Here is a 19,320-nt window from a genome sequence, read left to right on the forward strand (position 1 = left end):
ACGACCTGCGTCAGCCTCGACAGACCGCCAGGTAGACGGGGTCCTCGGCGTCCAGCTCGCGCATGGCCTCGAGGCGCGGCCGGCGCTCTTCGCCCACCAGCGGCAGGGTCTCGCGGCTCTCGCAGTTCATCAGCCAGGCCTGGTGGGTGACCAGGTCCACATGCTGCTTCTCGAAGCGGTAGCGGATGTACTCCACCAGGCGTTCGCCGTCGGCGGTCTCGCGTGCCCGCATGCTGTCGCTGTCCACGGCGCTGAAGGCGTTGGCCATGGGGAAGGCGTAGGTCCAGGGTCGCCAGAACATGGAAGCGTGCTCCACCTCGACGACGCTGGCGGTGGCGGGCAGCTGGGCCTGCTTGTGAGTGAGCCAGGAGTACTCGTAGTGAACCTGGTAGCCCAGCATGCCGAGGCCGGCAAAGACGGGAATGATCCAGGTAGGCAGGCGCTTGCCGCTGGCCAGCCGCAGCAGCAGGCCGATGCCGGCGGCGCCGAGGCCGGCGAAGATCGCCGCGATCAGATGCCAAATCATGAAGGGTCCTTTCTGAAAGCGCTCGGGCTTCCCTTGGGAAGCCCGAGCGGTGAGAGTTGACTGGCCCGGCGAGCCGGGCCAGGGGGCCATTATGGCCCAGAATGCCCCGAGGGGTTAGTGGTCCACGGCACCACCGGCACCCTTGGGATAGCGGACGCTCTCCACCAGGTCCTGGATCTCCTGCGGGGGCTCTTCGGTCATGCTGGAGACGGTGAAGGCCACAGCGAAGTTGAAGATCGCACCCACCGCGCCGAAGGAGAGCGGCGAGATGCCCAGGATCCAGTTGTCCGGGGTGTTGGCCAGCATGTTGGTGCCCGGAATGAAGAACCAGCCCAGGTAGGTGAAGATGTAGAGCAGGGTCAGGATCAGACCGGTCAGCATGCCGGCAACCGCGCCCTTGTTGTTCACCCGCTTGGAGAAGATCCCCATCATCAGCGCCGGGAACAGGGAGGCGCCGGCGATGCCGAAGGCGAGGGCCACCGTCTGGGCGGCAAAGCCCGGCGGGTTGAGGCCCAGGTAGGTCGCCAGCAGGATGGCGCCCGCCATGGAGATCCGTGCCGCCAGCATCTCGCCCTTCTCGGAGATGTTGGGGTTGATCATGGTCTTGATCAGGTCGTGGCTGATGGCCGAGGAGATGGCCAGCAGCAGGCCCGCGGCGGTGGAGAGCGCAGCCGCGATACCGCCGGCGGCGATCAGGCCGATGACCCAGGCGGGCAGGTTGGCGATCTCGGGATTCGCCAGCACCATGATGTCGTTGTTGACCTCCAGCTCGCTGCCTTCCCAGCCCAGGTGCGAGAAGTCGGCGCTGTCATTGTACATCTGGATGCGGCCGTCGTTGTTCAGGTCGCGGAACTTGATCAGGCCGGTCTCCGCCCAGGTGACCATCCACTCCGGAACGTCCGGATGGTCGGTCCACTCGGAGGCCAGGGCATAGCCGGCTGCATCGGTGGTGGTGATCTCGCCGTGCTGGATGGATGACTGCAGCGCCGACTCGACGTCTTCTACCTGACCGGCCATTTCCGGGTAGATGGTGGTGCTCAGGTTGAGGCGCGCCATGGAGCCCACGGCCGGTGCGGTGAGGTAGAGCAGGGCGATGAAGACCAGGGCCCAGCCGGCAGACCAGCGAGCGTCGGCCACCTTGGGCACGGTGAAGAAGCGGATGATGACGTGGGGCAGACCCGCGGTACCCACCATCAGCGACAGGGTGAACAGCACCATGTTGAGCTTGTTGTCCACGTCCGCCGTGTAGTCCTGGAAGCCCAGGGCGACCACGACCTCGTTGAGCTTCTGCAGCAGCGGCACGCCGGATTCGCTATGGGTGCTGAACATGCCGAACATCGGAATGGGGTTGCCGGTCAGCTGGAAGGCGATGAAGACCGCCGGAATGGTGTAGGCGATGATCAGTACGATGTACTGGGCCACCTGGGTGTAGGTGATGCCCTTCATGCCGCCGAATACCGCATAGAGGAAGACGATGGCCGCGGCGATCCAGATGCCCCAGGTGTTGGAGACCTCGAGGAAGCGCGAGAAGGCGACGCCGGCACCGGTCATCTGGCCGATGACGTAGGTCACGGAGGCCACGATCAGGCAGATGACGGCCACCAGGCGTGCCGCCTTGCTGTAGAAACGGTCACCGATGAAGTCCGGCACGGTGAACTTGCCGAACTTGCGCAGGTAGGGCGCCAGCAGCATGGCAAGGATCACGTAGCCGCCGGTCCAGCCCATCAGGAACGAGGAGTTGGCGTAGCCGCCGGAGGCGAGCAGGCCGGCCATGGAGATGAACGACGCCGCGGACATCCAGTCGGCGGCGGTGGCCATGCCGTTGGTCACCGGGTGGACGCCGCCGCCCGCCACGTAGAAGTCCTTGGTGGAACCCGCACGGGCCCAGATCGCGATGCCGATGTAGAGGGCGAAGGAGGCCCCTACGAACAGCAGGTTGATGGCAAATTGGCTCATGCTGGATTACTCCCCCAGACCGAATTTCTGATCGAGCTTGTTCATCTTCCAGGCGTAGAAGAAGATCAGCGCGATAAAGGTAAGGATGGAGCCCTGCTGGGCGAACCAGAAGCCCAGGTCGGTGCCGCCGACGGGAATACCGGAAAGCAGGGGACGGAACAGGATCGCCATGCCGTAGGAAACGAAGGCCCAGACGATCAGGCACCCCGTGATCAGGCGCACGTTCGCCTTCCAGTAGCCTGAGGAGTCGATTTTCTCTTCAGCCATTGTCGTGTTCTCCACTTGTTATTGGTGGGGTTGGGAACTTGAGAGGTGTTGCTTGCGGGTCACCAGGGCAATCGTACGTCTTCTGTCTTGCCGCGCTGGTGGCCGGCGGCCGGCTTCGCGGTGAAGTGCCGGTGAGTCGGGGCTCGGCTCGGCATCAGGGGAATTGTTGTCGTGCGATTGCCCTGCATGATGCCTGTTGGATAGTGGGCAATGAGTGGCGAAAATGAATCCCAGACTTTCGTATCATGAGCTAAATGCGATAAATGGGATTTGTAGAAAACTCTTTTTTATCAGTAGCTTGTTGGTGTGTTTTTGCCGGTTTACAGGGAGGGAATGGTCGCGGCTAGGACGATGGTATAGGGGGAGGTGGCCCTCTTGCGCTGCGTCAACGCGGCCCTTTGACGATGGTCTAAGGAGGCCGGAGGAAGACCAACGTCTAGCTTATAAGGGGAAAGGAGAGGTTGCTATGCTGCTTCCAGCCCGCCGGCCACGAGGATGCCCTTCGTTACCGGACGGGCGCTGCTACCCAACAACAACTCAACAACCAGATGGCGGCCATGAAGCCGTGCCCCTTTCCCGCCCCAGCTGCCTACCCGCCTCGGACGTCGCTGCTGCAGGGCGCCCCGGGGCAAGCCGCCTGCGAGGTCTGCGCCATGGTCGAGGTCGATCTGTCCCAACCGCCGTTCACCCTGCTCGACGAAGCCGGTCGCGAGCGGGTTCGCCAGGGCGTGGACCTGGCCTACTTCGATCGCGATGAGATCATCCTCGAGACGGGGCAGGCCGGCGAGAACCTGTTTCTTATCCACAAGGGCGAAGTGGCGGAGGTGGATACCACCCTTCCGGCGGCCCGGGCGCGTATCGGCCACTACACCCGCGGCGACCTGTTCGGCGCCATCAGCATCCTCAACGGCAAGAGCCGCTACCGCTTTCGCGCCGAGCAGGAGAGCCTCTGCTACCTGCTCCCGCGGGCGCTGTTCCTCGAGCTCTGCGAGGACTTCCCTCCCTTTGCCGAATTCTTTCGCCAGACCCTGGCCCACAAGGCACGCCTGCTGACCGAGCAGCGGGCCGAGGGCGGGGTGACCATGGCGGGCTTCATGCTGGCCCGGGTCGACGAGTGCATGCGCGAGCCGCTGCTGGTGAAGGCGAGCACCACCATCGCCGAGGCGGTCGCCATCATCAATGAGCGCCACGCTGACAGCCTGCTGGTGGAGGGCGACGCCGGCCCCGGCATGGTGACCAAGACCGACCTGCTCAACGCCCTGGTAGTGGAGGGGCGCGACCGGGAGAGCGCCCTGGACGGCATCGGCAGCGCCGAGCTGATCACCGTGACCCGCGCCCAGTACCTCTTCGAGGCCCTGGTGGTGATGACCCGGCACAAGGTGGAGCGGGTGGTGGTGGTGGAGAAGGAGGCAGCGGTCGGCGTGGTGGAGCTTACCGATGTGCTGAGCTACTTCTCGAGCCGCAGCTATGTGGTCAGCCTGCAGGTGGAGCAGGCGGAGAGCCTGGAGGCGCTGGCCGCCGCCAGTCGCCGTACCCCCGAGCTGGTCAAGGCGCTGATGGCCCAGGGGGTCAAGCTGCGTTTCGCCATGGGCCTGCTGGCCGCCCTCAACGGGCGGATCATGAACAAGGCCTGGGGCTTCCTGGTCGACGAGCGCTACCACCGGGACAGCTGCCTGATGGTGATGGGCAGCGAGGGGCGCGGCGAGCAGATTCTCAAGACCGACCAGGACAACGGCCTGATCCTGGCCGACGGCCTGGAGTGGCCCGACTGCGCCGAGCAGATGCAGCGGCTGACCGAGACCCTGATCGAGCTGGGCTACCCGCCCTGCCCCGGCAATATCATGGTCTCCAACCCCGAGTGGGTGGGCACGGTGAAGCAGTGGCACGCGCGCATCGCCCGCTGGGCCGAGAAGCGCGATGGCGACAGCCTGATGAAGCTGGCGATCATGCTCGACTCCCACGCCGTGGCCGGCAACCCGGCGCTGCTCGACCGGGTCCGCGACGAGCTCTTCGCGCGCTGCGCCGGCGATGAGCTGCTGCTCTCCTATTTCGCCCGCACCATCCTGCGCTTCTCCACGCCGCTGACCCTCTTCGGCTCCCTCAAGCGCCCCCAGCACGGTATCGACATCAAGAAGGGCGGCATCTTCCCCATCGTCCACGGGGTGCGGGTCATGGCTCTGGAGCGGCGGATCCGGCCCACCTCCACCCTGGAGCGGCTGGACGCCCTGGCGGCTGACGGACGCCTGGAGCCGCGCTTTGCCGAGGATCTCGGCGAGGCGCTGTCGCTGTTTACCGAGCTGCGGCTCAAGCAGCAGCTGGTCCGGCTGGATGGTGGCGATGAGGAGCGCAGCCCCGATCGCGTGGTCGTCCAGGAGCTCTCCTCCCTGGAGCGCGACCTGCTGCGCGAGGCGCTGCATATCGTCAAGGACTTCAAGCAGCGCCTCTCGCATCGCTTTCATCTCGAGTATTCGTGAGACCGACGGAACGACAACCACAACAAGGAGAATCCGTGATGTTCAAGACACTGAGGCGCGCCGCCGATCGGCGGCGGCATGCCAACGGCGACTACGCCTGGCTCTTTCACCCCTATACCGGGGACGAGATGGTGGTGATAGATACCGAGACCACCGGCCTGGATACCCGCAGCGCCGAGCTGGTCTCCATCGCTGCGGTCAAGGTGCGCGGTGATCGGGTGCTGACCAGCGAATCCCTGGACCTGCGCCTGGCGCGGCCGGCGTCGCTGTGTGGCGACTCGATCCGCATCCACGGCCTGCGTGGCATCGACCTGGACGGAGGGCTGAGCGTCGATCAGGCCCTGGAGCGGCTTATCGACTTCGTCGGCAATCGGCCGCTGGTGGGCTGGCACCTGGAGTATGACCTGGCGATCCTCAACCGCGAGCTGCGTCCGCGTTTCGGCTTCGAGCTGCCCAACGCCACCATCGACGTGGCCCAGAGCTACCTGCGCCGGCTGCGGCGTCTCCATCCGGAGGTGGAGAGCACGCCGCGCTTCGAGAAGGTGGCGGCGCTGCTGGACGTCCCGGTGATGGGGCGCCATACCGCCCTGGGCGATGCGGTGACCACGGCGCTGATGTTCCTGCGGCTGGACCGCGGGGCCAGCGCCGCCCGGCTCTTTTCCTGATCCGGCGCAGGGGGTGCGGCGTCGCCTCGCGGCCCCCGGAGTGGTAGGATGGCGCCCGTCATTTTCCGCCCGCACTGGCAGCGCCAAGACCCATGCAAGACGCCGTGACCTTTGACCCTCGTGAGCGTGACGAGGCCGCCTCCCAGGCCGTGCCCGCCGATCATGAGGCCCCCTCGCCGACCCTCGACGCCCTGGATGCCAGGGGCAAAAGGGAGTTCAACAAGCTCCAGAAGCGCCTGCGCCGCCAGGCCGGCAATGCCATCATCGACTACGGGATGATCCATGAAGGGGATCGGGTCATGGTGTGCCTCTCCGGCGGCAAGGACAGCTATGCCATGCTCTCCATCCTGCGCAGCCTGCAGCGCAATGCACCGGTGAACTTCTCCCTGGTGGCGGTCAACCTCGACCAGAAGCAGCCCGGCTTCCCCGAGCAGGTGCTGCCCGACTACCTCGAGTCGCTCGGCGTCGAGTACCACATCCTGGAGCGCGATACCTACTCGGTGGTCAAGGAGAAGACCCCGGAGGGCAAGACCACCTGTGCGCTCTGTTCGCGGCTGCGCCGCGGCTCCCTCTACGGTTTCGCCGAGGAGATCGGCGCCACCAAGATTGCCCTGGGCCACCACCGGGAGGATATCCTCGAGACGCTGTTCCTCAACCTCTTCTTCGGCGGCAGCCTCAAGGCGATGCCGCCCAAGCTGCTCTCCGATGACGGCAAGAACATCGTGATCCGCCCCCTGGCCTACTGCCGTGAGGCGGATATCGCCGAGTATGCGCGGCTGATGGAGTTCCCGATCATTCCCTGCAACCTGTGCGGCTCCCAGCCCAACCTGCAGCGCCAGGTGGTCAAGGAGATGCTGGCCGAGTGGGAGAGGAAACACCCCGGGCGCCTGGAGAGCATGTTCAAGGCGGTCACCAATGTGGCACCGTCCCAGCTGGCCGACCGCGAGCTGTTCGACTTCGCCGGGCTCGAGGAGGCGCAGGCGCGGCGGCAGGCCAGCCGCATCGAACTGCTGAACGAGTAGCCCTGACGCCGGCGCCAGGGCTCGGGAACTCATGACTCGAAAACCAGAAACCCCATCGGGCACTCGCCCGATGGGGGTTTCTGCGTGAGGGGTTAAGGCCAGGCGGCCCGGGGCTACTTGGCCCCTTCCTCCTCGGCGACCTGGATCAGGGAGTCGAGGTCGAGGATATGCACCTCGCGGCCCGAGACCTCCACCAGGCCCTGGCTCTGGAAGCGGCCCAGGATGCGGCTGACCGTCTCCACGGCCAGGCCCAGGTAGTTGCCGATATCGGCCCGGGACATGGAGAGGCGGAAGCTGTAGGGAGAGTAGCCACGCCGCCGGAAGCGGTCCGAGAGGCTGGTGAAGAAGCTGGCCAGGCGCTGGTCGGCGGTCTTGCGCGACAGCAGCCGCATCATGCGGCGGTCGTCGCGCAGCTCCTTGCTCATGCTGCGGTAGAGCTGGCCGCGCAGCTCCGGCAGCGACTCCGACAGCTGATCCAGGCGGTCGAAGGGGATCTCGCAGACGGTGGTGGTCTCCAGCGCCACGGCGGTGCCCGGGTAGCGCTCCTCGTCGATGCCGTCGAGCCCCACCAGCTCGCTGGGCAGGTAGAAGTTGGTGAGCTGGTCCTCGCCGCTCCCCTCGGTGGTCACCTGCTTGAGGCTGCCGGAGCGCACCGCAAAGACGCTGGTGAAGGGGTTGTCCTGACGGAACAGGGTCTCGCCCTTCTTGAGCGGTGCCCGGCGGCGGATGATGGCGTCGAACTGGTCCATGTCCTGCACCTCGAGGGCCAGAGGCAGGCAGAGCGAACTCAGGCTGCAGGTCTGGCAGCGAGTTTCGTGCAGGACAGAGCGCCGCCGTCCGGTCAGACTGTCAGGCATGGCCGCCTTCTCCTTGATCGTGATCATGGAAGGCATTATGGAGGATAAAGCAGGCGGGGCAAACCACCTCCAAGGAGGTAGCCCCCGGCGGCCGACTCAGGGCGTCGGGTCGGCGCCGGGGTCGAAGGCGGCCAGCAGGCGGGTCAGCCCCCATGCGCCGTCCGGCGTCAGGCGCAGCCGCTCGCCCTGGCGCTCGAGGAGCCCCGCCTCGCAGAAGGGGGCCAGACGCTGCAGATCGTCGGCGAGGAGGACGCCGGCATTGCAGCCGTACTCCCTGGAAAGGGCGGTGAGATCCAGCTCCCGGCGGCAGGCCAGCGCCTCCATGGCGGCGGCGCGCAGCCGCTGTTCGGGGCCTGGGCGAGGGCCGCCGGCCACGGGCAGCCGGCTGGAATCCAGGGCGGCCTCGTACTCCTCCAGCTGCCGGGCGTTGCGGGTCAGGGTGGCGCCGACCCGGCTGATGGCGGCAACGCCCAGGCCCAGCTGGTCGCCTGGCGGGTGGGAGGTATAGCCCTGCAGGTCCCGGGCCAGCCGGCCTTCGCTCAGGGCCAGGGCCAGGCTGTCATCGCGGCGGGCAAAGTGACCGAGTCCGATATGCACATAGCCGGCCGCCTGGAGGCGGCCCCGAGCTTCGCCAAGGATCGCCAGGCGCGTCGCCGCGTCGGGCAGCTCCTCGACGCGGATCTCCTGCTGGGGGCGATAGCGCTGGGGCAGGTGCGCATAGCGGTGCAGGGTGATGCGCGCCGGGGCCATGGCGATCACCTGCTCCAGGGTATCTCCGAAGCCCCGGGGCGTCTGCAGGGGCAGGCCCACGATCAGGTCGAGGTTGAGGGAGCGGAAGCCGAGCCGCTCGGCCTCGTCCACCAGGGACTCCGTCAGCACCCGGGGCTGCACGCGGTTGACGGCGCGCTGCACGCGCAGGTCGAACTCCTGGACGCCGAGGCTCAGGCGGTTGAAGCCCAGGGCCTGGAGGTGGCGCAGGGTGAAGACATCCGCCTCGCGGGGGTCGATTTCGATGCTGAAGTCGCGTCCCCGGGCCCCCGAGAGCCCGAAACGGGCGTCGAGGCGGTCGAAGAGGTCGCCCATCTGGTCCAGGGAGAGAAAGGCCGGCGCCCCACCGCCCCAGTGCAGCCGCTCCACGGGCGGACTCTCGCTCAGCAGGCGGCTGACCAGCACCATCTCGCGGTCGAGCCTCGACAGGTAGGGTTCGGCCTGGCGGCTATCCCGGGAGGGCACGCGCTGGCTGGCGCAGAAGCGGCACGCCTGGCGGCAGAAGGGAAGATGGACGTGGAGTGCCAGCGGCCGTGCGCCGCCGCGCTCGCGCAGGGCCTGCTCCAGCGCTTCGGGGCCGACCTCGGCGCTATACCGCTCGGGAGGCGGGTAGGTCAGGTAGTGCGACCCATCGTGGTCATGGAGCTGCAACATGGGGCTGTCTCCGGTGACCCATGATGGCCCGGCGCGATCGGTGAGTTTCGCAGGGACAGACATCGAGGCGCTCCCGGGAGTGGATGTGTTCTCCATGCTAGGGCGACTCGAGGAGTGGGGCGTTGAGCTGTGTCAATCCGGCGTGGAATAGTCGTCGATCAGCCGTGAGCCCCGGCGGGCAGCAGGCTCCAGAGCTGCCAGAGGGCGAAGGCGATGATGGAGAGGGCCGCGATGCTGCGCGTGGCCCGATGGCGGATCAGGCCGCCCAGCTGGCGTGCCGCCAGGCCGGTGGCTAGCAGGGCCGGCAGGGTGCCGAGGCCGAAGGCGCCCATCAGGGCGGCGCCCGTCATCGGGTCGGCCATGGCCAGGCTCCAGGCCAGCATGGAGTAGACCAGCCCGCAGGGCAGCCAGCCCCAGATGGCGCCCAGCGCCATGGCCTGGGGCACCCTCACCACCGGCATCAGGCGGCGACCCACCGGCTCCAGGTGGCGCCAGAGGCGCTTGCCCAGCGCCTCGACCCGCAGCAGTCCCTTCCACCAGTCGGCGATATAGAGCGCCATCAGGATCAGCATGACCGCGGCAAAGAGCTGCAGCGCGACCCGGGCGGTCGGGGTCAGGGTCAGCAGGGTACCCAGGGCGGCGACCAGGGCGCCGGCGACCATGTAGCTGCCGATGCGCCCCAGATTGTAGCCCAGCAGCAGGCCGGAGAGGCGGGCAGGAGAGCGCATGCTGGGAGGGACGGCGAAGGTCAGGGCGCTCATGATGCCGCCGCACATGCCGATGCAGTGGGCGCCGCCGAGCAGACCGAAGACGAAGGCCGCGATCAGCGGCGGCAGGCCGAGTCCGGTGGGATCCATCAGCGCTCCTCGTCGCCGCTGTCCTGGCGCTCTCGAGAGGCGCGCTCCCGAGCCTCGCGGCGACGCTGGCGCTCCTCCGGCGGCAGGTCGTTCTCGTCCTCGTCGAAGAGGATGCGGTGGGCGGGGCCCTCGAGGTCCTCGAACTGGTCGTGCTTGACCGCCCAGAAGAAGGCCCAGACGGCGAGGCCCAGCAGAATCAGCGACAGCGGAATCAGCAGGTAGAGGATGCTCATGCGTTCACCCGGTACGGTTCAGGGGAGGGGGCGGGCGGCGGTGTCTGCTTCGGCAGCGCTCGGCTGCGGAAGCGGTTGAGGCGCAGGGCGTTGCCCACCACCACCAGGGAGCTGGCCGACATGCCCATGGCGGCCAGCCAGGGAGGCACCAGCCCCACGGCGGCCAGCGGCATGGCCGAGAAGTTGTAGCAGACCGACCAGACCATGTTCTGGCGCATCACCCGGCGGGTGGCGCGACTGATCTCGATCGCCTCGACGATGCGCGACAGGCGCGGGCTGAGCAGGATGGCGTCCGCGCTGGTGCGGGCCAGGTCGGTGGCGCCGTTCATGGCGATGGCCACATCGGCACCGGCGAGCACCGGCACGTCGTTGATGCCGTCGCCCACCATGGCCACCTTCTCGCCGGCCGCCTGGCACTCGCGGATGCGCTCGAGCTTGTCCTCGGGGGTGGCACCGCCACGCCAGGTGGTGATGCCCAGCCGCCCGGCGAGCTCACCGGCGGCTTCCGGGGTATCACCGGAGAGCAGCTCCACCTCCAGCCCCAGCGCCTGGAGGGCGGCCACGGTAGCGGCGGCGTCATCGCGAACGCGGTCCTGCAGGGCGAACCAGGCCCGCGGCTCGCCCTCCTCGGCGAGCAGCAGCCAGGGCCCCTCGCCGGGTGCCTCGAGGCTGGCCCCGGGAGCGGCGAAGTCAGGCTTGCCGAGCCGCCAGCGGCGCCCCTCCAGGGTGCCCTCCAGCCCCTGGCCGGTGCGGCTGACCACGTCGCTGGCCTGCACGGTGGCGAGGCGGAAGGGCTGAAAGGCCCGGGCGATGGGGTGTTCCGAGCGCGCCTCCAGGGCGGCGGCCAGGGTGCGCGCCCGCTCGGCACCCAGCTCGCCCAGCGCGCGGGTCTCCACCAGGGCCATGCGGCCGGTGGTCAGGGTGCCGGTCTTGTCGAGGATCACCCTATCCACCTGGGAGAGCGCCTCGATGGCGTCGGCACGGGTCACCAGCACGCCGCGACGACGCAGCTGGCCGTGGCCGGCGGTAAGGGCCGTCGGCGTGGCGAGCGCCAGGGCGCAGGGGCAGGTCACCACCAGCACCGAGAGCATGATCCAGGGCATCCGCGCCGGGTCGATGAACCACCAGGTGATGGTGACCACGGCGGTGACCAGCAGCAGGCGCAGCACGAAGAGGTGGGCCATGCGCGCCGCCATCTGGGCCAGGCGCGGGCGGCTGGCGAAGGCGCGGTCGGTGAGGTCGACGATGCCGGCCACTCGCGCCTCGCGGCCGGCGTGGGTGACCCTGACCACCAGCGGGCTCTCGATGTTCTGGCTGCCGCCGGTGACGACGTCGCCCTGGCGGCGGGTGACCGGCAGGTACTCGCCGGTGAGCATGGACTCGTCGAGGCTCGACTCGCCATCCTCGATGACGCCGTCGGCGGGCACGCCGTGGCCGGGCTTGACCAGCACCCGGTCGCCGGCGGCGAGCTCGCTGGCCGGCAGGATGCGCTCCTCCCCCTCGTCGGTGAGGCGAATGGCGGAGAGGGGCAGGGCGCCCGCCATGGCGTTGCCGCTGTGGCCGCTGCGCCGCCGGGCCCGGGCCTCCACGTAGCGTCCGAAGAGCAGGAAGAAGGTGAACATGGCCGCCGAGTCGAAGTAGACCTCGCCCTTGCCGGTGATCACCGCATAGCCGCTGGCGGTATAGGCGAAGCCGATGGCCAGGGAGACCGGGACGTCCATGCCCAGCACCCGGGTGCGCAGGTCGCGCACGGCGTTGCGAAAGAAGGGGGCCGCCGAGAAGAAGACCACCGGGGTGGTCAGGGCGAAGGAGAGCCAGTGGAAGAGGGCGTGGAAGTCCTCGCTGATGCCCTCGGGGCCGGCCACGTAGATGGGGATGGAGAACATCATCACCTGCATCATGCCCACCGCGGCGATGATCAGCCGGCGCACGTTCATGCGCTCCTCGTGCTGCAGGCGCGCCTGGGCCTCGTCCGGCTCGTAGGGCTGGGCCTGGTAGCCGATGGCCGCCATCTCGGCCAGCAGCTGGGAGAGCCTGACCGCCTCGGGGTCCCAGCTCACCCGCACCCGGTGATGGCTGAGGTTGACGGCGCTGGAATCGACGCCCTCGATGGCATTGAGCCGGTGCTCGATCAGCCAGGCGCAGGCCGCACAGGTGATGCCGTCCACCGCCAGGGTGGCGTGCACCCGGCCGCTGTCGTCGCCCTCGGGGTGAACGAACTGGCGCTGCAGGCCCGGATCGTCGAAGACCGCCCAGGTCTCGGCGCGGGCGGCTTCGCGTTCGTCGGGGCGCTCGGGCAGCTCGGTGCGGAAGCGATAGTAGCTCTCGAGGCCGCCGTCGACGATGGCGTGGGCCACCGCCTCGCAGCCGGGACAGCAGAGGGGGTGGCGCGTCTCGTCGAGGGTGATCGACCAGGGCGCGTTCTCGGGCACCGGGCTGCCGCAGTGGTAGCAGCCCGCTGCCGCCGTGACCGCGTTACTCATGAGCAGGTGGCTCCTCGCCGGTCACGGCGTCTCAGCTGTCGTCTCCGGGGGCGGCGCGTCCGGGAGTCAGGCGCACGGCCTCTTCGTCGGGGAAGCGGGCCTCGCCCACCAGGCGCCACTCGGGCTCGTCGACGCTGGGCTGCAGCTGCAGGTACCAGCGGTAGCGCAGGTTGTCCGGCGCCTGACCCAGGTAGCGGCCGTCGCGCACGTGCTCGAGCACAAGCTCGATATCCCGGTCGTCCTGGGTGGGGAAGATCAGCTCGAAGTCGAGCTTATCGGGGAAGCTCTCTCCCCCTTCCAGGTCGAGCACCACGTCGCTGGTCAGCGGGTCGATGCGCAGGCTGGCGGTCAGGCCCAGTTCGGCGGCGCGCTCCTGCTTGGCCAGCACCATGTTGATGGCGCGGCCGTGCTCGTAGTAGTCCTCCTGCACCATGCCGTCGGCGGTGCGCACGGCCATGACGGCAAGGGTGCTGCTGGCCGTGATGGAGGTGAACAGAAGGCCCAGCAGCAGCCAGGGCCAGAATTGCTTGTACCAGGGGGTCACGGGGTGGGACATGTTATCTCCGGATCTCGCCGAGGAAGCGGGTCTCGCGCTCCAGGGTGATGTTGGGGTGGTTATCGGCCTCGAGGCGCAGGGTAATGGGGTGGCTGGGGCTGTCGATCACCGCGGGGTCGGCGGTTATCGAGACCACGGCGCGGCGGGACTCGCCGGCGGGCACCTCTATGCGGTCGGTGTCCAGGCGCAGCTCCGGCAGGCCCGAGGCCTCCAGGCGGTAGCTGTGGTCCTGGCCGTCCAGGTTGCGCACCGTCAGCACATAGACGTTGCTCAGGCGCCCCTCGCGGGTCATCTGGTAGAGCTGGGTGCGCTCGCGCTCCACCTCGAAGCCCAGGGGCATGCGGTCCGCCACCGCCCAGGCGAAGACGCCGATCATTACCAGCAGGGCGGCCAGATACCCCATCAGGCGCGGGCGCAGGATATGGGTGGGCTTGCCCTCCAGGGCGTTTTCGGTGGTGTAGCGGATCAGGCCGCGGGGGTAGCCCATGCGGTCCATGACGCTATCGCAGGCGTCGATGCAGGCCGCGCAGGTGATGCACTCGTACTGCAGACCGTTGCGGATGTCGATGCCGGTGGGGCAGACCTGGACGCAGAGGTCGCAGTCGATGCAGTCGCCGTGACCGGCCGCCCTCGCCTCGGCGTGACTCAGGTTCTTCTTGCGGGCGCCCCGGGGCTCGCCGCGCCCGGTGTCGTAGGAGACGATCAGGGTGTCGCGGTCGAACATCACCGACTGGAAGCGGGCGTAGGGGCACATGTAGATGCACACCTGCTCGCGCAGCCAGCCGGCGTTGAGGTAGGTAAAGACCAGGAAGAAACCGACCCAGAAGTAGGACCAGCCGTGGGCCTGGAGGGTGGGCAGGTCGATCACCAGCTGGCGGATCGGTGTGAAGTAGCCGACGAAGGTCACGCCGGTGGCCAGGGCGATGGCCAGCCAGATGGCATGCTTGGTGCCCTTGCGCCACAGCTTGTCGGCGCTCATGGGCTGGCCGTCGAGCTTGATGCGCCGGTTGCGGCTGCCTTCCAGGCGATGCTCGAACCAGATGAACAGGAAGGTCCAGACGCTCTGGGGGCAGGTATAGCCGCACCAGACGCGGCCGGCGAACACCGTGATGAAGAAGAGCCCGAAGGCGCAGATGATCAGGAGCCAGGAGAGCAGCATGAACTCCTGAGGATAGAAGGTGGCGGCGAAGATGTGGAACTCGCGTCCGGGCAGGTCGAACCAGATCGCCGGACGGTCGCCCCAGGGCACCCAGGGCAGAAGGAAGAAGGCCAGCATCAGCAGCCAGTTGGAGCCGCGGCGGATACGCTGGAAGAGACCCTTGATCTCCCGGACATAGATGTGACGCCGGCTGGCGTACATCTCCTGCTGGACGGGCTCGCCGGGCGGATGCTGGCCTACCGCAGGGTGCTGATCCGGTTCAGGGGTGATATCACGGGTAGGGATCTTGTCGCTCATGGCAGGCTCACGGCAGGAGGAGAGGGGGCCGGCGCGATGGTGCTGCAGCGCAGCCATTGTAGCGAGAGGGCGGCCCAACAAGAAAGGGTGCGACATGGCGCCGCACCCTTGAAGCCACTGCCGGGAGCGTGTCAGTCCCGGAAGCGCAGGCTGTAGACGTAGGCGGCGACCAGGTGGACGCGCTCCTCGCCGATATAGGCGGCCTGTGCCGGCATATGGCCGTTGCGGCCGTTGCGCAGGCTCTGACGCACGGAGTCGGCTACGCTCTGGCCCGGTGCCTGGTAGAGCCAGATATCGTTGGTCAGGTTGGGCGCGCCCAGGGCCTGGTTGCCGGTGCCGTCGGGCATGTGGCAGGCGGCGCAGACCGAGGCGTAGGTGGCGGCACCGCGTTCGGCGCGCTCCTCGTCATGCTCCAGCCCGGAGAGGGCGAGGACATGCTGGGTGACGTTCTCGATGTTGGTCTCGCCCAGCTGCTGCCAGGAGGGCATCAGGCCGTTACGCCCCCGCACCAGGGTCTGCATGATCTGCTCCGGCTCGCCGCCGTAGAGCCAGTCGTCGTTGGTCAGGTTGGGGAAGCCGTAGCCGCCCTGGGCGTTGGAGCCGTGGCACACCGCACAGTTGTTCAGGTAGATGCGCTCGGCCACCTGCATCGCCTCGGCGTCCCGGGCCAGCTCCGGAATCGGGATCTCCTGGTACTGGGCGAAGATCGGCGTGAAGCGCTCCTCGGCGCGGGCGACCTCTTCCTCCCACTGCCCCTCCTGGGTCCAGCCCAGCAGGCCGGCGAAGTTGCCGAGCCCCGGGTAGAGCAGCAGATAGCCCAGCGAGAAGACCACGGTGCCCACGTAGAGCTGGAACCACCAGCGCGGCAGCGGGTTGTCGTACTCCTCGATGCCGTCGGCGGCATGCCCGGTGGTCTCGACGTTGCCATCGGCGTCCGGGGTCTTGTCGGTCTTGCGGTTGGCGTATAGCAGCCAGAAGGCAATGCCGATGGAGCCCAGCGTGATGACGATGATCCAGGTGCTCCAGAACCCGGAAAGGGAGTCATCCCAGAGGTTGTTCATGTGTTCCTGTCTCCCTTGTTCTTGCTGGAATAGCGCTTGCGGGAATCGGCCCCGTTCTGCGAGGCGCTCTTGTCACGGTTCGCGAATTCATCATCGTCTTCGGCGAAGGGCAGGTGGGCCGCCTCGTCGAAGTCCGGCTTGCGCCGCTTCGAGTAGGCCCACCAGGTGATCCCGGCGAAGGCCAGGATCAGAAGGCCGGTGATGATGCCGCGGAAGGTCCCGGTATCCATGATCAGCGAGTACCCTCGAGCACCGTGCCGAGCTGCTGCAGGTAGGCGATCAGCGCGGTGATCTCCTGCTGGCCGCGCACCTCGCGGGTGGCGTTCTCGATCTCCTCATCGGTGTAGGGCACGCCCAGGGTGCGCAGCGCCTGCATCTTGCGCGGCGTATCGTTGCCATCCAGGGCGCGCTCGAAGAGCCACGGGTAGGAGGGCATGATCGACTCGGGCACCACGTCGCGGGGGTTGTACATGTGGGCGCGGTGCCAGTCGTCGCTGTAGCGCCCGCCGACGCGGGCCAGGTCCGGGCCGGTGCGCTTGGAACCCCACAGGAAATTGTGGTCGTAGACCGACTCGCCGGCCACGCTGTAGTGGCCGTAGCGCTCGGTCTCGGCGCGGAAGGGGCGAATCATCTGGGAGTGGCAGCCGACGCAGCCCTCGCGGCGATAGATGTCGCGACCTTCAAGCTCCAGTGCGGTGAGCGGGCGCAGCCCCTCCACCGGCTCCGTGGTCTGCTTCTGGAAGAACAGCGGCACGACCTCGGCCAGGCCGCCGAAGCTGATGACCACCAGGATCAGCACGGCGAGCAGGCCAACGTTCTTTTCGACAATCTCGTGTTTCATTGGTGTCGGTATCCCCGGTTGGCTCATGCAGTCTGCGGAAGCGGCTGACGAGCGCCTTCGCCGCGCTTGACGGTCATGGTGACGTTGTAGGCCATGATCAGCATGCCCACGACCCAGCACAGGCCGCCGATCAGGCGCACGATGTAGCCGGGGCCGCTGGCCTCGACGGACTCGATGAAGGTGTACATCAGGGTGCCGTCGGGGTTGATGGCGCGCCACATCAGGCCCTGCAGGATGCCGTTGACCCACATGGAGGCGATGTAGAGCACGGTGCCGATGGTAGCCAGCCAGAAGTGCACGGCGATCAGGCTCACGGAGTGCATCTCGGTGCGGCCGAACAGACGCGGGATCAGGTGGTACATGGAACCGATGGTGATCATCGCCACCCAGCCGAGTGCCCCGGCGTGTACGTGACCGATGGTCCAGTCGGTGTAGTGGGAGAGGGCGTTGACGGTCTTGACCGCCATCATCGGGCCTTCGAAGGTGGACATGCCGTAGAAGGAGAGGGCCACCACCAGGAAGCGCAGGGTCGGGTCGGTGCGCAGCTTATGCCAGGCGCCGGAGAGGGTCATCATGCCGTTGATCATGCCGCCCCAGGAGGGTGCGAGCAGGATGATCGACATGATCATGCCCAGGGACTGCGCCCAGTTGGGCAGGGCGGTGTAGTGCAGGTGGTGCGGGCCGGCCCACATGTAGACCATGATCAGCGCCCAGAAGTGGACGATGGAGAGCCGGTAGGAGTAGACCGGACGCTCGGCCTGCTTGGGTACGAAGTAGTACATCATCCCCAGGAAGCCGGCGGTCAGGAAGAAGCCTACCGCGTTGTGGCCGTACCACCACTGCACCATGGCGTCGATGGCGCCGGAGTAGATGGAGATGGAGTACATGGCGGTGACCGGAATGGCGGCATTGTTGACGATATGCAGCACCGCGACGGTCAGGATGAAGGCGGCGAAGAACCAGTTGGCCACGTAGATGTGGGAGGTCTTGCGCTGCTTGATGGTCATCAGGAAGACCAGGGCGTAGGTCACCCACACCACCGCGATCAGGATATTGATCGGCCACTCCAGCTCGGCGTACTCCTTGGTGGTGGTGTAGCCCAGCGGCAGGGTGATCACCGCCGACAGGATCACGGCTTGCCAACCCCAGAAGGTGAAGGCGGCGAGCTTGTCGGACCACAGCCGGGTCTGACAGGTCCGCTGCACCACGTAGTAGGAGGTGGCGAACAGCGCCGAGCCGCCGAAGGCGAAGATCACGGCGTTGGTGTGAAGCGGACGCAGACGGCCGAAGCTCGTCCAAGGCAGGTCCAGATTGAGTTGCGGCCATACCAGCTGTGCGGCGAGGATGACACCGAGGGTCATGCCCACGATGCCCCACACGACTGTCATGATCGCGAACTGCCGAACTACCTTGTAGTTGTAGGTCGGGTGTTCCAGTGCTGTGCTCATGTCAGGTTCCCATCGAACGCGGTAGCGGGGGTTGAAGCTGCGTCAGTTTGTCACGGATCCAGCTGCCCCAGGATGATGCAGGTCAAGACGGTCGGGATTCTAGCGCAGCCCGCCTCAATCCTGAACACGCCAATCGGTGTAGGCGCCGAACTCGTCAAGGAGTCGTAGTGTCGCATTATGCTTATCCGGATTATGCCCCCATTACCACCGAGGAGTGCGGGGAGCGTCTGGCACAGGGTGAACAGGGGCGCTGGTGGCTGCCGGAAGGTCCCCTGGAGGTGCGCGGCGAGGCGCGTATCGGTCGCCTGCTGATGGCCCACGGGGCGGGCGCCGGCCAGGATTCCACGTTCCTGGAACGCAGCCGCGATGCCCTGGCCGAACGCGGTGTCCAGACCCTGGCCATCGAGTTTGCCTACCTGCAGCAGATGCGTCGTGAGGCGCGCCGACGTCCCCCTCCTAAAGTCGATCGCCTGGTGGAGGAGCTGTCTCGCTGGTGCGACATTCTGACACACCCTGGGCTCCCTCCGCTCTGGCTGGGTGGAAAATCCCTGGGCGGTCGCGTGGCCAGCCTGGTGGCGGCGCGCGACGGCGCCGCTGGCCTGGTGCTGTGCGGCTACCCCTTCCATCCGCCGCGCCGGCCTGAGACTCTGCGCCTTGCCCACTGGCCGCTGATCGCCTGTCCGACCCTGGTGGTCCAGGGAAGCCGCGACCCCTTCGGCAGCCGTGAGGAGATCGCCGGCTATGATCTGGGAGCGGCACGGGTCCACTTCCTCGAGGACGGGGATCATGACTGGCAGCCGCGCCGTGCCAGCGGTTTGACCCAGGGGGGGCTGATCGAGGAGGGGGCTGCGGCGATCGCCGATTTCCTGGCGCGCCAGGCCTGATCCTCAGGCCTCGGGCAAGCCGATGAAAAGCCACCGGAATGCGGATGTGCCCCACTCGTGGCAAAAAGCGTTGACATTGGGTCCGGCCCCTGTAGAATGCAGCGCCACGTGACCAGGGGTGGTTAGCTCAGCTGGGAGAGCACCAGCCTTACAAGCTGGGGGTCACAGGTTCGAACCCTGTACCACCCACCATTGCCCTCGGGCAGTCGTGGATCACGTAGAAAGCACGCAGCGGACCGGTAGTTCAGTTGGTTAGAATGCCGGCCTGTCACGCCGGAGGTCGCGGGTTCGAGTCCCGTCCGGTCCGCCAAC

General features: G+C 67.3%; 18 protein-coding genes and 2 tRNA genes. 6 read left to right on the forward strand and 14 right to left on the reverse strand.

What is annotated here, in order from left to right:
• Nucleotides 1-10: 10 nt before the first annotated feature.
• From NHL60_RS04035 to NHL60_RS04045, 3 genes are all read right to left on the reverse strand, one after another.
• Nucleotides 11-526, reverse strand: coding sequence for a hypothetical protein (locus tag NHL60_RS04035; protein WP_253449329.1), 516 nt, complete (start codon nt 524-526; stop codon nt 11-13).
• 114 nt (nt 527-640) lie between these two features.
• Nucleotides 641-2,482: a sodium:solute symporter family protein gene (locus NHL60_RS04040; protein ID WP_253449330.1), complete on the reverse strand. Its 1,842-nt coding sequence runs from the start codon at nt 2,480-2,482 to the stop codon at nt 641-643.
• A 6-nt stretch (nt 2,483-2,488) separates the two neighbouring features.
• Nucleotides 2,489-2,749 (reverse strand): DUF4212 domain-containing protein, encoded by a 261-nt coding sequence (locus NHL60_RS04045; RefSeq protein ID WP_253449332.1) that lies wholly within the window; start codon nt 2,747-2,749, stop codon nt 2,489-2,491.
• Nucleotides 2,750-3,402: 653 nt separating this feature from the next.
• Between NHL60_RS04045 and NHL60_RS04050 the strand changes: the two genes are divergently transcribed.
• The 3 genes from NHL60_RS04050 to ttcA all read left to right on the forward strand — a co-directional run bounded on the left by NHL60_RS04050 (nt 3,403) and on the right by ttcA (nt 6,910).
• The gene (locus NHL60_RS04050; RefSeq protein ID WP_253449334.1) at nt 3,403-5,223 is read left to right on the forward strand and encodes a putative nucleotidyltransferase substrate binding domain-containing protein; all 1,821 of its coding nucleotides are present in this window, start codon (nt 3,403-3,405) and stop codon (nt 5,221-5,223) included.
• 38 nt (nt 5,224-5,261) lie between these two features.
• Nucleotides 5,262-5,888 carry a 3'-5' exonuclease gene (locus NHL60_RS04055; RefSeq protein WP_253449335.1) on the forward strand — a complete coding sequence of 209 codons (627 nt, stop codon included), beginning with the start codon at nt 5,262-5,264 and terminating at the stop codon, nt 5,886-5,888.
• 92 nt (nt 5,889-5,980) lie between these two features.
• Entirely contained in the window at nt 5,981-6,910 is a 930-nt protein-coding gene (gene ttcA, locus NHL60_RS04060) for a tRNA 2-thiocytidine(32) synthetase TtcA (protein ID WP_253449338.1), read from the forward strand.
• 113 nt (nt 6,911-7,023) lie between these two features.
• Here ttcA and fnr read toward each other — a convergent pair whose 3' ends face one another.
• The 11 genes from fnr to ccoN form a co-directional block, all read right to left on the reverse strand.
• A complete protein-coding gene (gene fnr / locus NHL60_RS04065; protein WP_253449340.1) occupies nt 7,024-7,767 on the reverse strand; it encodes a fumarate/nitrate reduction transcriptional regulator Fnr in 744 nt (247 codons plus the stop codon).
• A 96-nt stretch (nt 7,768-7,863) separates the two neighbouring features.
• The gene (gene hemN, locus NHL60_RS04070) at nt 7,864-9,189 is read right to left on the reverse strand and encodes an oxygen-independent coproporphyrinogen III oxidase (RefSeq protein WP_253449342.1); all 1,326 of its coding nucleotides are present in this window, start codon (nt 9,187-9,189) and stop codon (nt 7,864-7,866) included.
• Nucleotides 9,190-9,347: 158 nt separating this feature from the next.
• Nucleotides 9,348-10,046 (reverse strand): sulfite exporter TauE/SafE family protein, encoded by a 699-nt coding sequence (locus NHL60_RS04075; protein ID WP_253449344.1) that lies wholly within the window; start codon nt 10,044-10,046, stop codon nt 9,348-9,350.
• Nucleotides 10,046-10,279 (reverse strand): cbb3-type cytochrome oxidase assembly protein CcoS, encoded by a 234-nt coding sequence (gene ccoS, locus NHL60_RS04080; protein ID WP_253449346.1) that lies wholly within the window; start codon nt 10,277-10,279, stop codon nt 10,046-10,048. The genes NHL60_RS04075 and ccoS overlap by 1 nt, the downstream gene beginning before the upstream one ends.
• Nucleotides 10,276-12,762 (reverse strand): heavy metal translocating P-type ATPase, encoded by a 2,487-nt coding sequence (locus tag NHL60_RS04085; RefSeq protein ID WP_253449348.1) that lies wholly within the window; start codon nt 12,760-12,762, stop codon nt 10,276-10,278. The genes ccoS and NHL60_RS04085 overlap by 4 nt, the downstream gene beginning before the upstream one ends.
• A 31-nt stretch (nt 12,763-12,793) precedes the next feature.
• Entirely contained in the window at nt 12,794-13,318 is a 525-nt protein-coding gene (locus tag NHL60_RS04090; protein WP_253449350.1) for a FixH family protein, read from the reverse strand.
• A gap of 1 nt (nt 13,319) precedes the next feature.
• Nucleotides 13,320-14,774: a cytochrome c oxidase accessory protein CcoG gene (gene ccoG, locus NHL60_RS04095; RefSeq protein ID WP_253449352.1), complete on the reverse strand. Its 1,455-nt coding sequence runs from the start codon at nt 14,772-14,774 to the stop codon at nt 13,320-13,322.
• 131 nt (nt 14,775-14,905) lie between these two features.
• Nucleotides 14,906-15,835: a cytochrome-c oxidase, cbb3-type subunit III gene (ccoP, locus tag NHL60_RS04100; protein WP_253449354.1), complete on the reverse strand. Its 930-nt coding sequence runs from the start codon at nt 15,833-15,835 to the stop codon at nt 14,906-14,908.
• Nucleotides 15,832-16,065, reverse strand: a complete 234-nt coding sequence (locus NHL60_RS04105) for a cbb3-type cytochrome c oxidase subunit 3 (protein ID WP_253449356.1) — start codon at nt 16,063-16,065, stop codon at nt 15,832-15,834. Before NHL60_RS04105 ends, ccoP begins: the two co-directional genes overlap by 4 nt.
• A gap of 2 nt (nt 16,066-16,067) precedes the next feature.
• Nucleotides 16,068-16,676 (reverse strand): cytochrome-c oxidase, cbb3-type subunit II, encoded by a 609-nt coding sequence (ccoO, locus tag NHL60_RS04110; RefSeq protein WP_253449358.1) that lies wholly within the window; start codon nt 16,674-16,676, stop codon nt 16,068-16,070.
• A 23-nt stretch (nt 16,677-16,699) separates the two neighbouring features.
• Nucleotides 16,700-18,124: a cytochrome-c oxidase, cbb3-type subunit I gene (ccoN, locus tag NHL60_RS04115; protein ID WP_253449360.1), complete on the reverse strand. Its 1,425-nt coding sequence runs from the start codon at nt 18,122-18,124 to the stop codon at nt 16,700-16,702.
• Between the two features lie 167 nt (nt 18,125-18,291).
• On the opposite strand from ccoN, the gene NHL60_RS04120 reads away from it, so the two are divergent.
• From NHL60_RS04120 to NHL60_RS04130, 3 genes are all read left to right on the forward strand, one after another.
• Nucleotides 18,292-19,008 (forward strand): alpha/beta family hydrolase, encoded by a 717-nt coding sequence (locus NHL60_RS04120; protein WP_253449362.1) that lies wholly within the window; start codon nt 18,292-18,294, stop codon nt 19,006-19,008.
• 116 nt (nt 19,009-19,124) lie between these two features.
• Nucleotides 19,125-19,200, forward strand: a tRNA-Val gene (locus NHL60_RS04125).
• A 41-nt stretch (nt 19,201-19,241) separates the two neighbouring features.
• Nucleotides 19,242-19,318 (forward strand) — tRNA-Asp (locus NHL60_RS04130).
• Nucleotides 19,319-19,320: the final 2 nt, after the last annotated feature.

This window comes from Halomonas sp. Y3, from assembly GCF_024137965.1.
Classification (GTDB): domain Bacteria; phylum Pseudomonadota; class Gammaproteobacteria; order Pseudomonadales; family Halomonadaceae; genus Halomonas; species Halomonas mongoliensis.

Coding starts and splice junctions, on each gene's coding strand:
- NHL60_RS04035 (WP_253449329.1), bottom strand. CDS start 526: ATGATTTGGCATCTGATCGCGGCGATCTTCGCCGGCCTCGGCGCCGCC.
- NHL60_RS04040 (WP_253449330.1), bottom strand. CDS start 2,482: ATGAGCCAATTTGCCATCAACCTGCTGTTCGTAGGGGCCTCCTTCGCC.
- NHL60_RS04045 (WP_253449332.1), bottom strand. CDS start 2,749: ATGGCTGAAGAGAAAATCGACTCCTCAGGCTACTGGAAGGCGAACGTG.
- NHL60_RS04050 (WP_253449334.1), top strand. CDS start 3,403: ATGGTCGAGGTCGATCTGTCCCAACCGCCGTTCACCCTGCTCGACGAA.
- NHL60_RS04055 (WP_253449335.1), top strand. CDS start 5,262: ATGTTCAAGACACTGAGGCGCGCCGCCGATCGGCGGCGGCATGCCAAC.
- ttcA (WP_253449338.1), top strand. CDS start 5,981: ATGCAAGACGCCGTGACCTTTGACCCTCGTGAGCGTGACGAGGCCGCC.
- fnr (WP_253449340.1), bottom strand. CDS start 7,767: ATGCCTGACAGTCTGACCGGACGGCGGCGCTCTGTCCTGCACGAAACT.
- hemN (WP_253449342.1), bottom strand. CDS start 9,189: ATGTTGCAGCTCCATGACCACGATGGGTCGCACTACCTGACCTACCCG.
- NHL60_RS04075 (WP_253449344.1), bottom strand. CDS start 10,046: ATGGATCCCACCGGACTCGGCCTGCCGCCGCTGATCGCGGCCTTCGTC.
- ccoS (WP_253449346.1), bottom strand. CDS start 10,279: ATGAGCATCCTCTACCTGCTGATTCCGCTGTCGCTGATTCTGCTGGGC.
- NHL60_RS04085 (WP_253449348.1), bottom strand. CDS start 12,762: ATGAGTAACGCGGTCACGGCGGCAGCGGGCTGCTACCACTGCGGCAGC.
- NHL60_RS04090 (WP_253449350.1), bottom strand. CDS start 13,318: ATGTCCCACCCCGTGACCCCCTGGTACAAGCAATTCTGGCCCTGGCTG.
- ccoG (WP_253449352.1), bottom strand. CDS start 14,774: ATGAGCGACAAGATCCCTACCCGTGATATCACCCCTGAACCGGATCAG.
- ccoP (WP_253449354.1), bottom strand. CDS start 15,835: ATGAACAACCTCTGGGATGACTCCCTTTCCGGGTTCTGGAGCACCTGG.
- NHL60_RS04105 (WP_253449356.1), bottom strand. CDS start 16,065: ATGGATACCGGGACCTTCCGCGGCATCATCACCGGCCTTCTGATCCTG.
- ccoO (WP_253449358.1), bottom strand. CDS start 16,676: ATGAAACACGAGATTGTCGAAAAGAACGTTGGCCTGCTCGCCGTGCTG.
- ccoN (WP_253449360.1), bottom strand. CDS start 18,124: ATGAGCACAGCACTGGAACACCCGACCTACAACTACAAGGTAGTTCGG.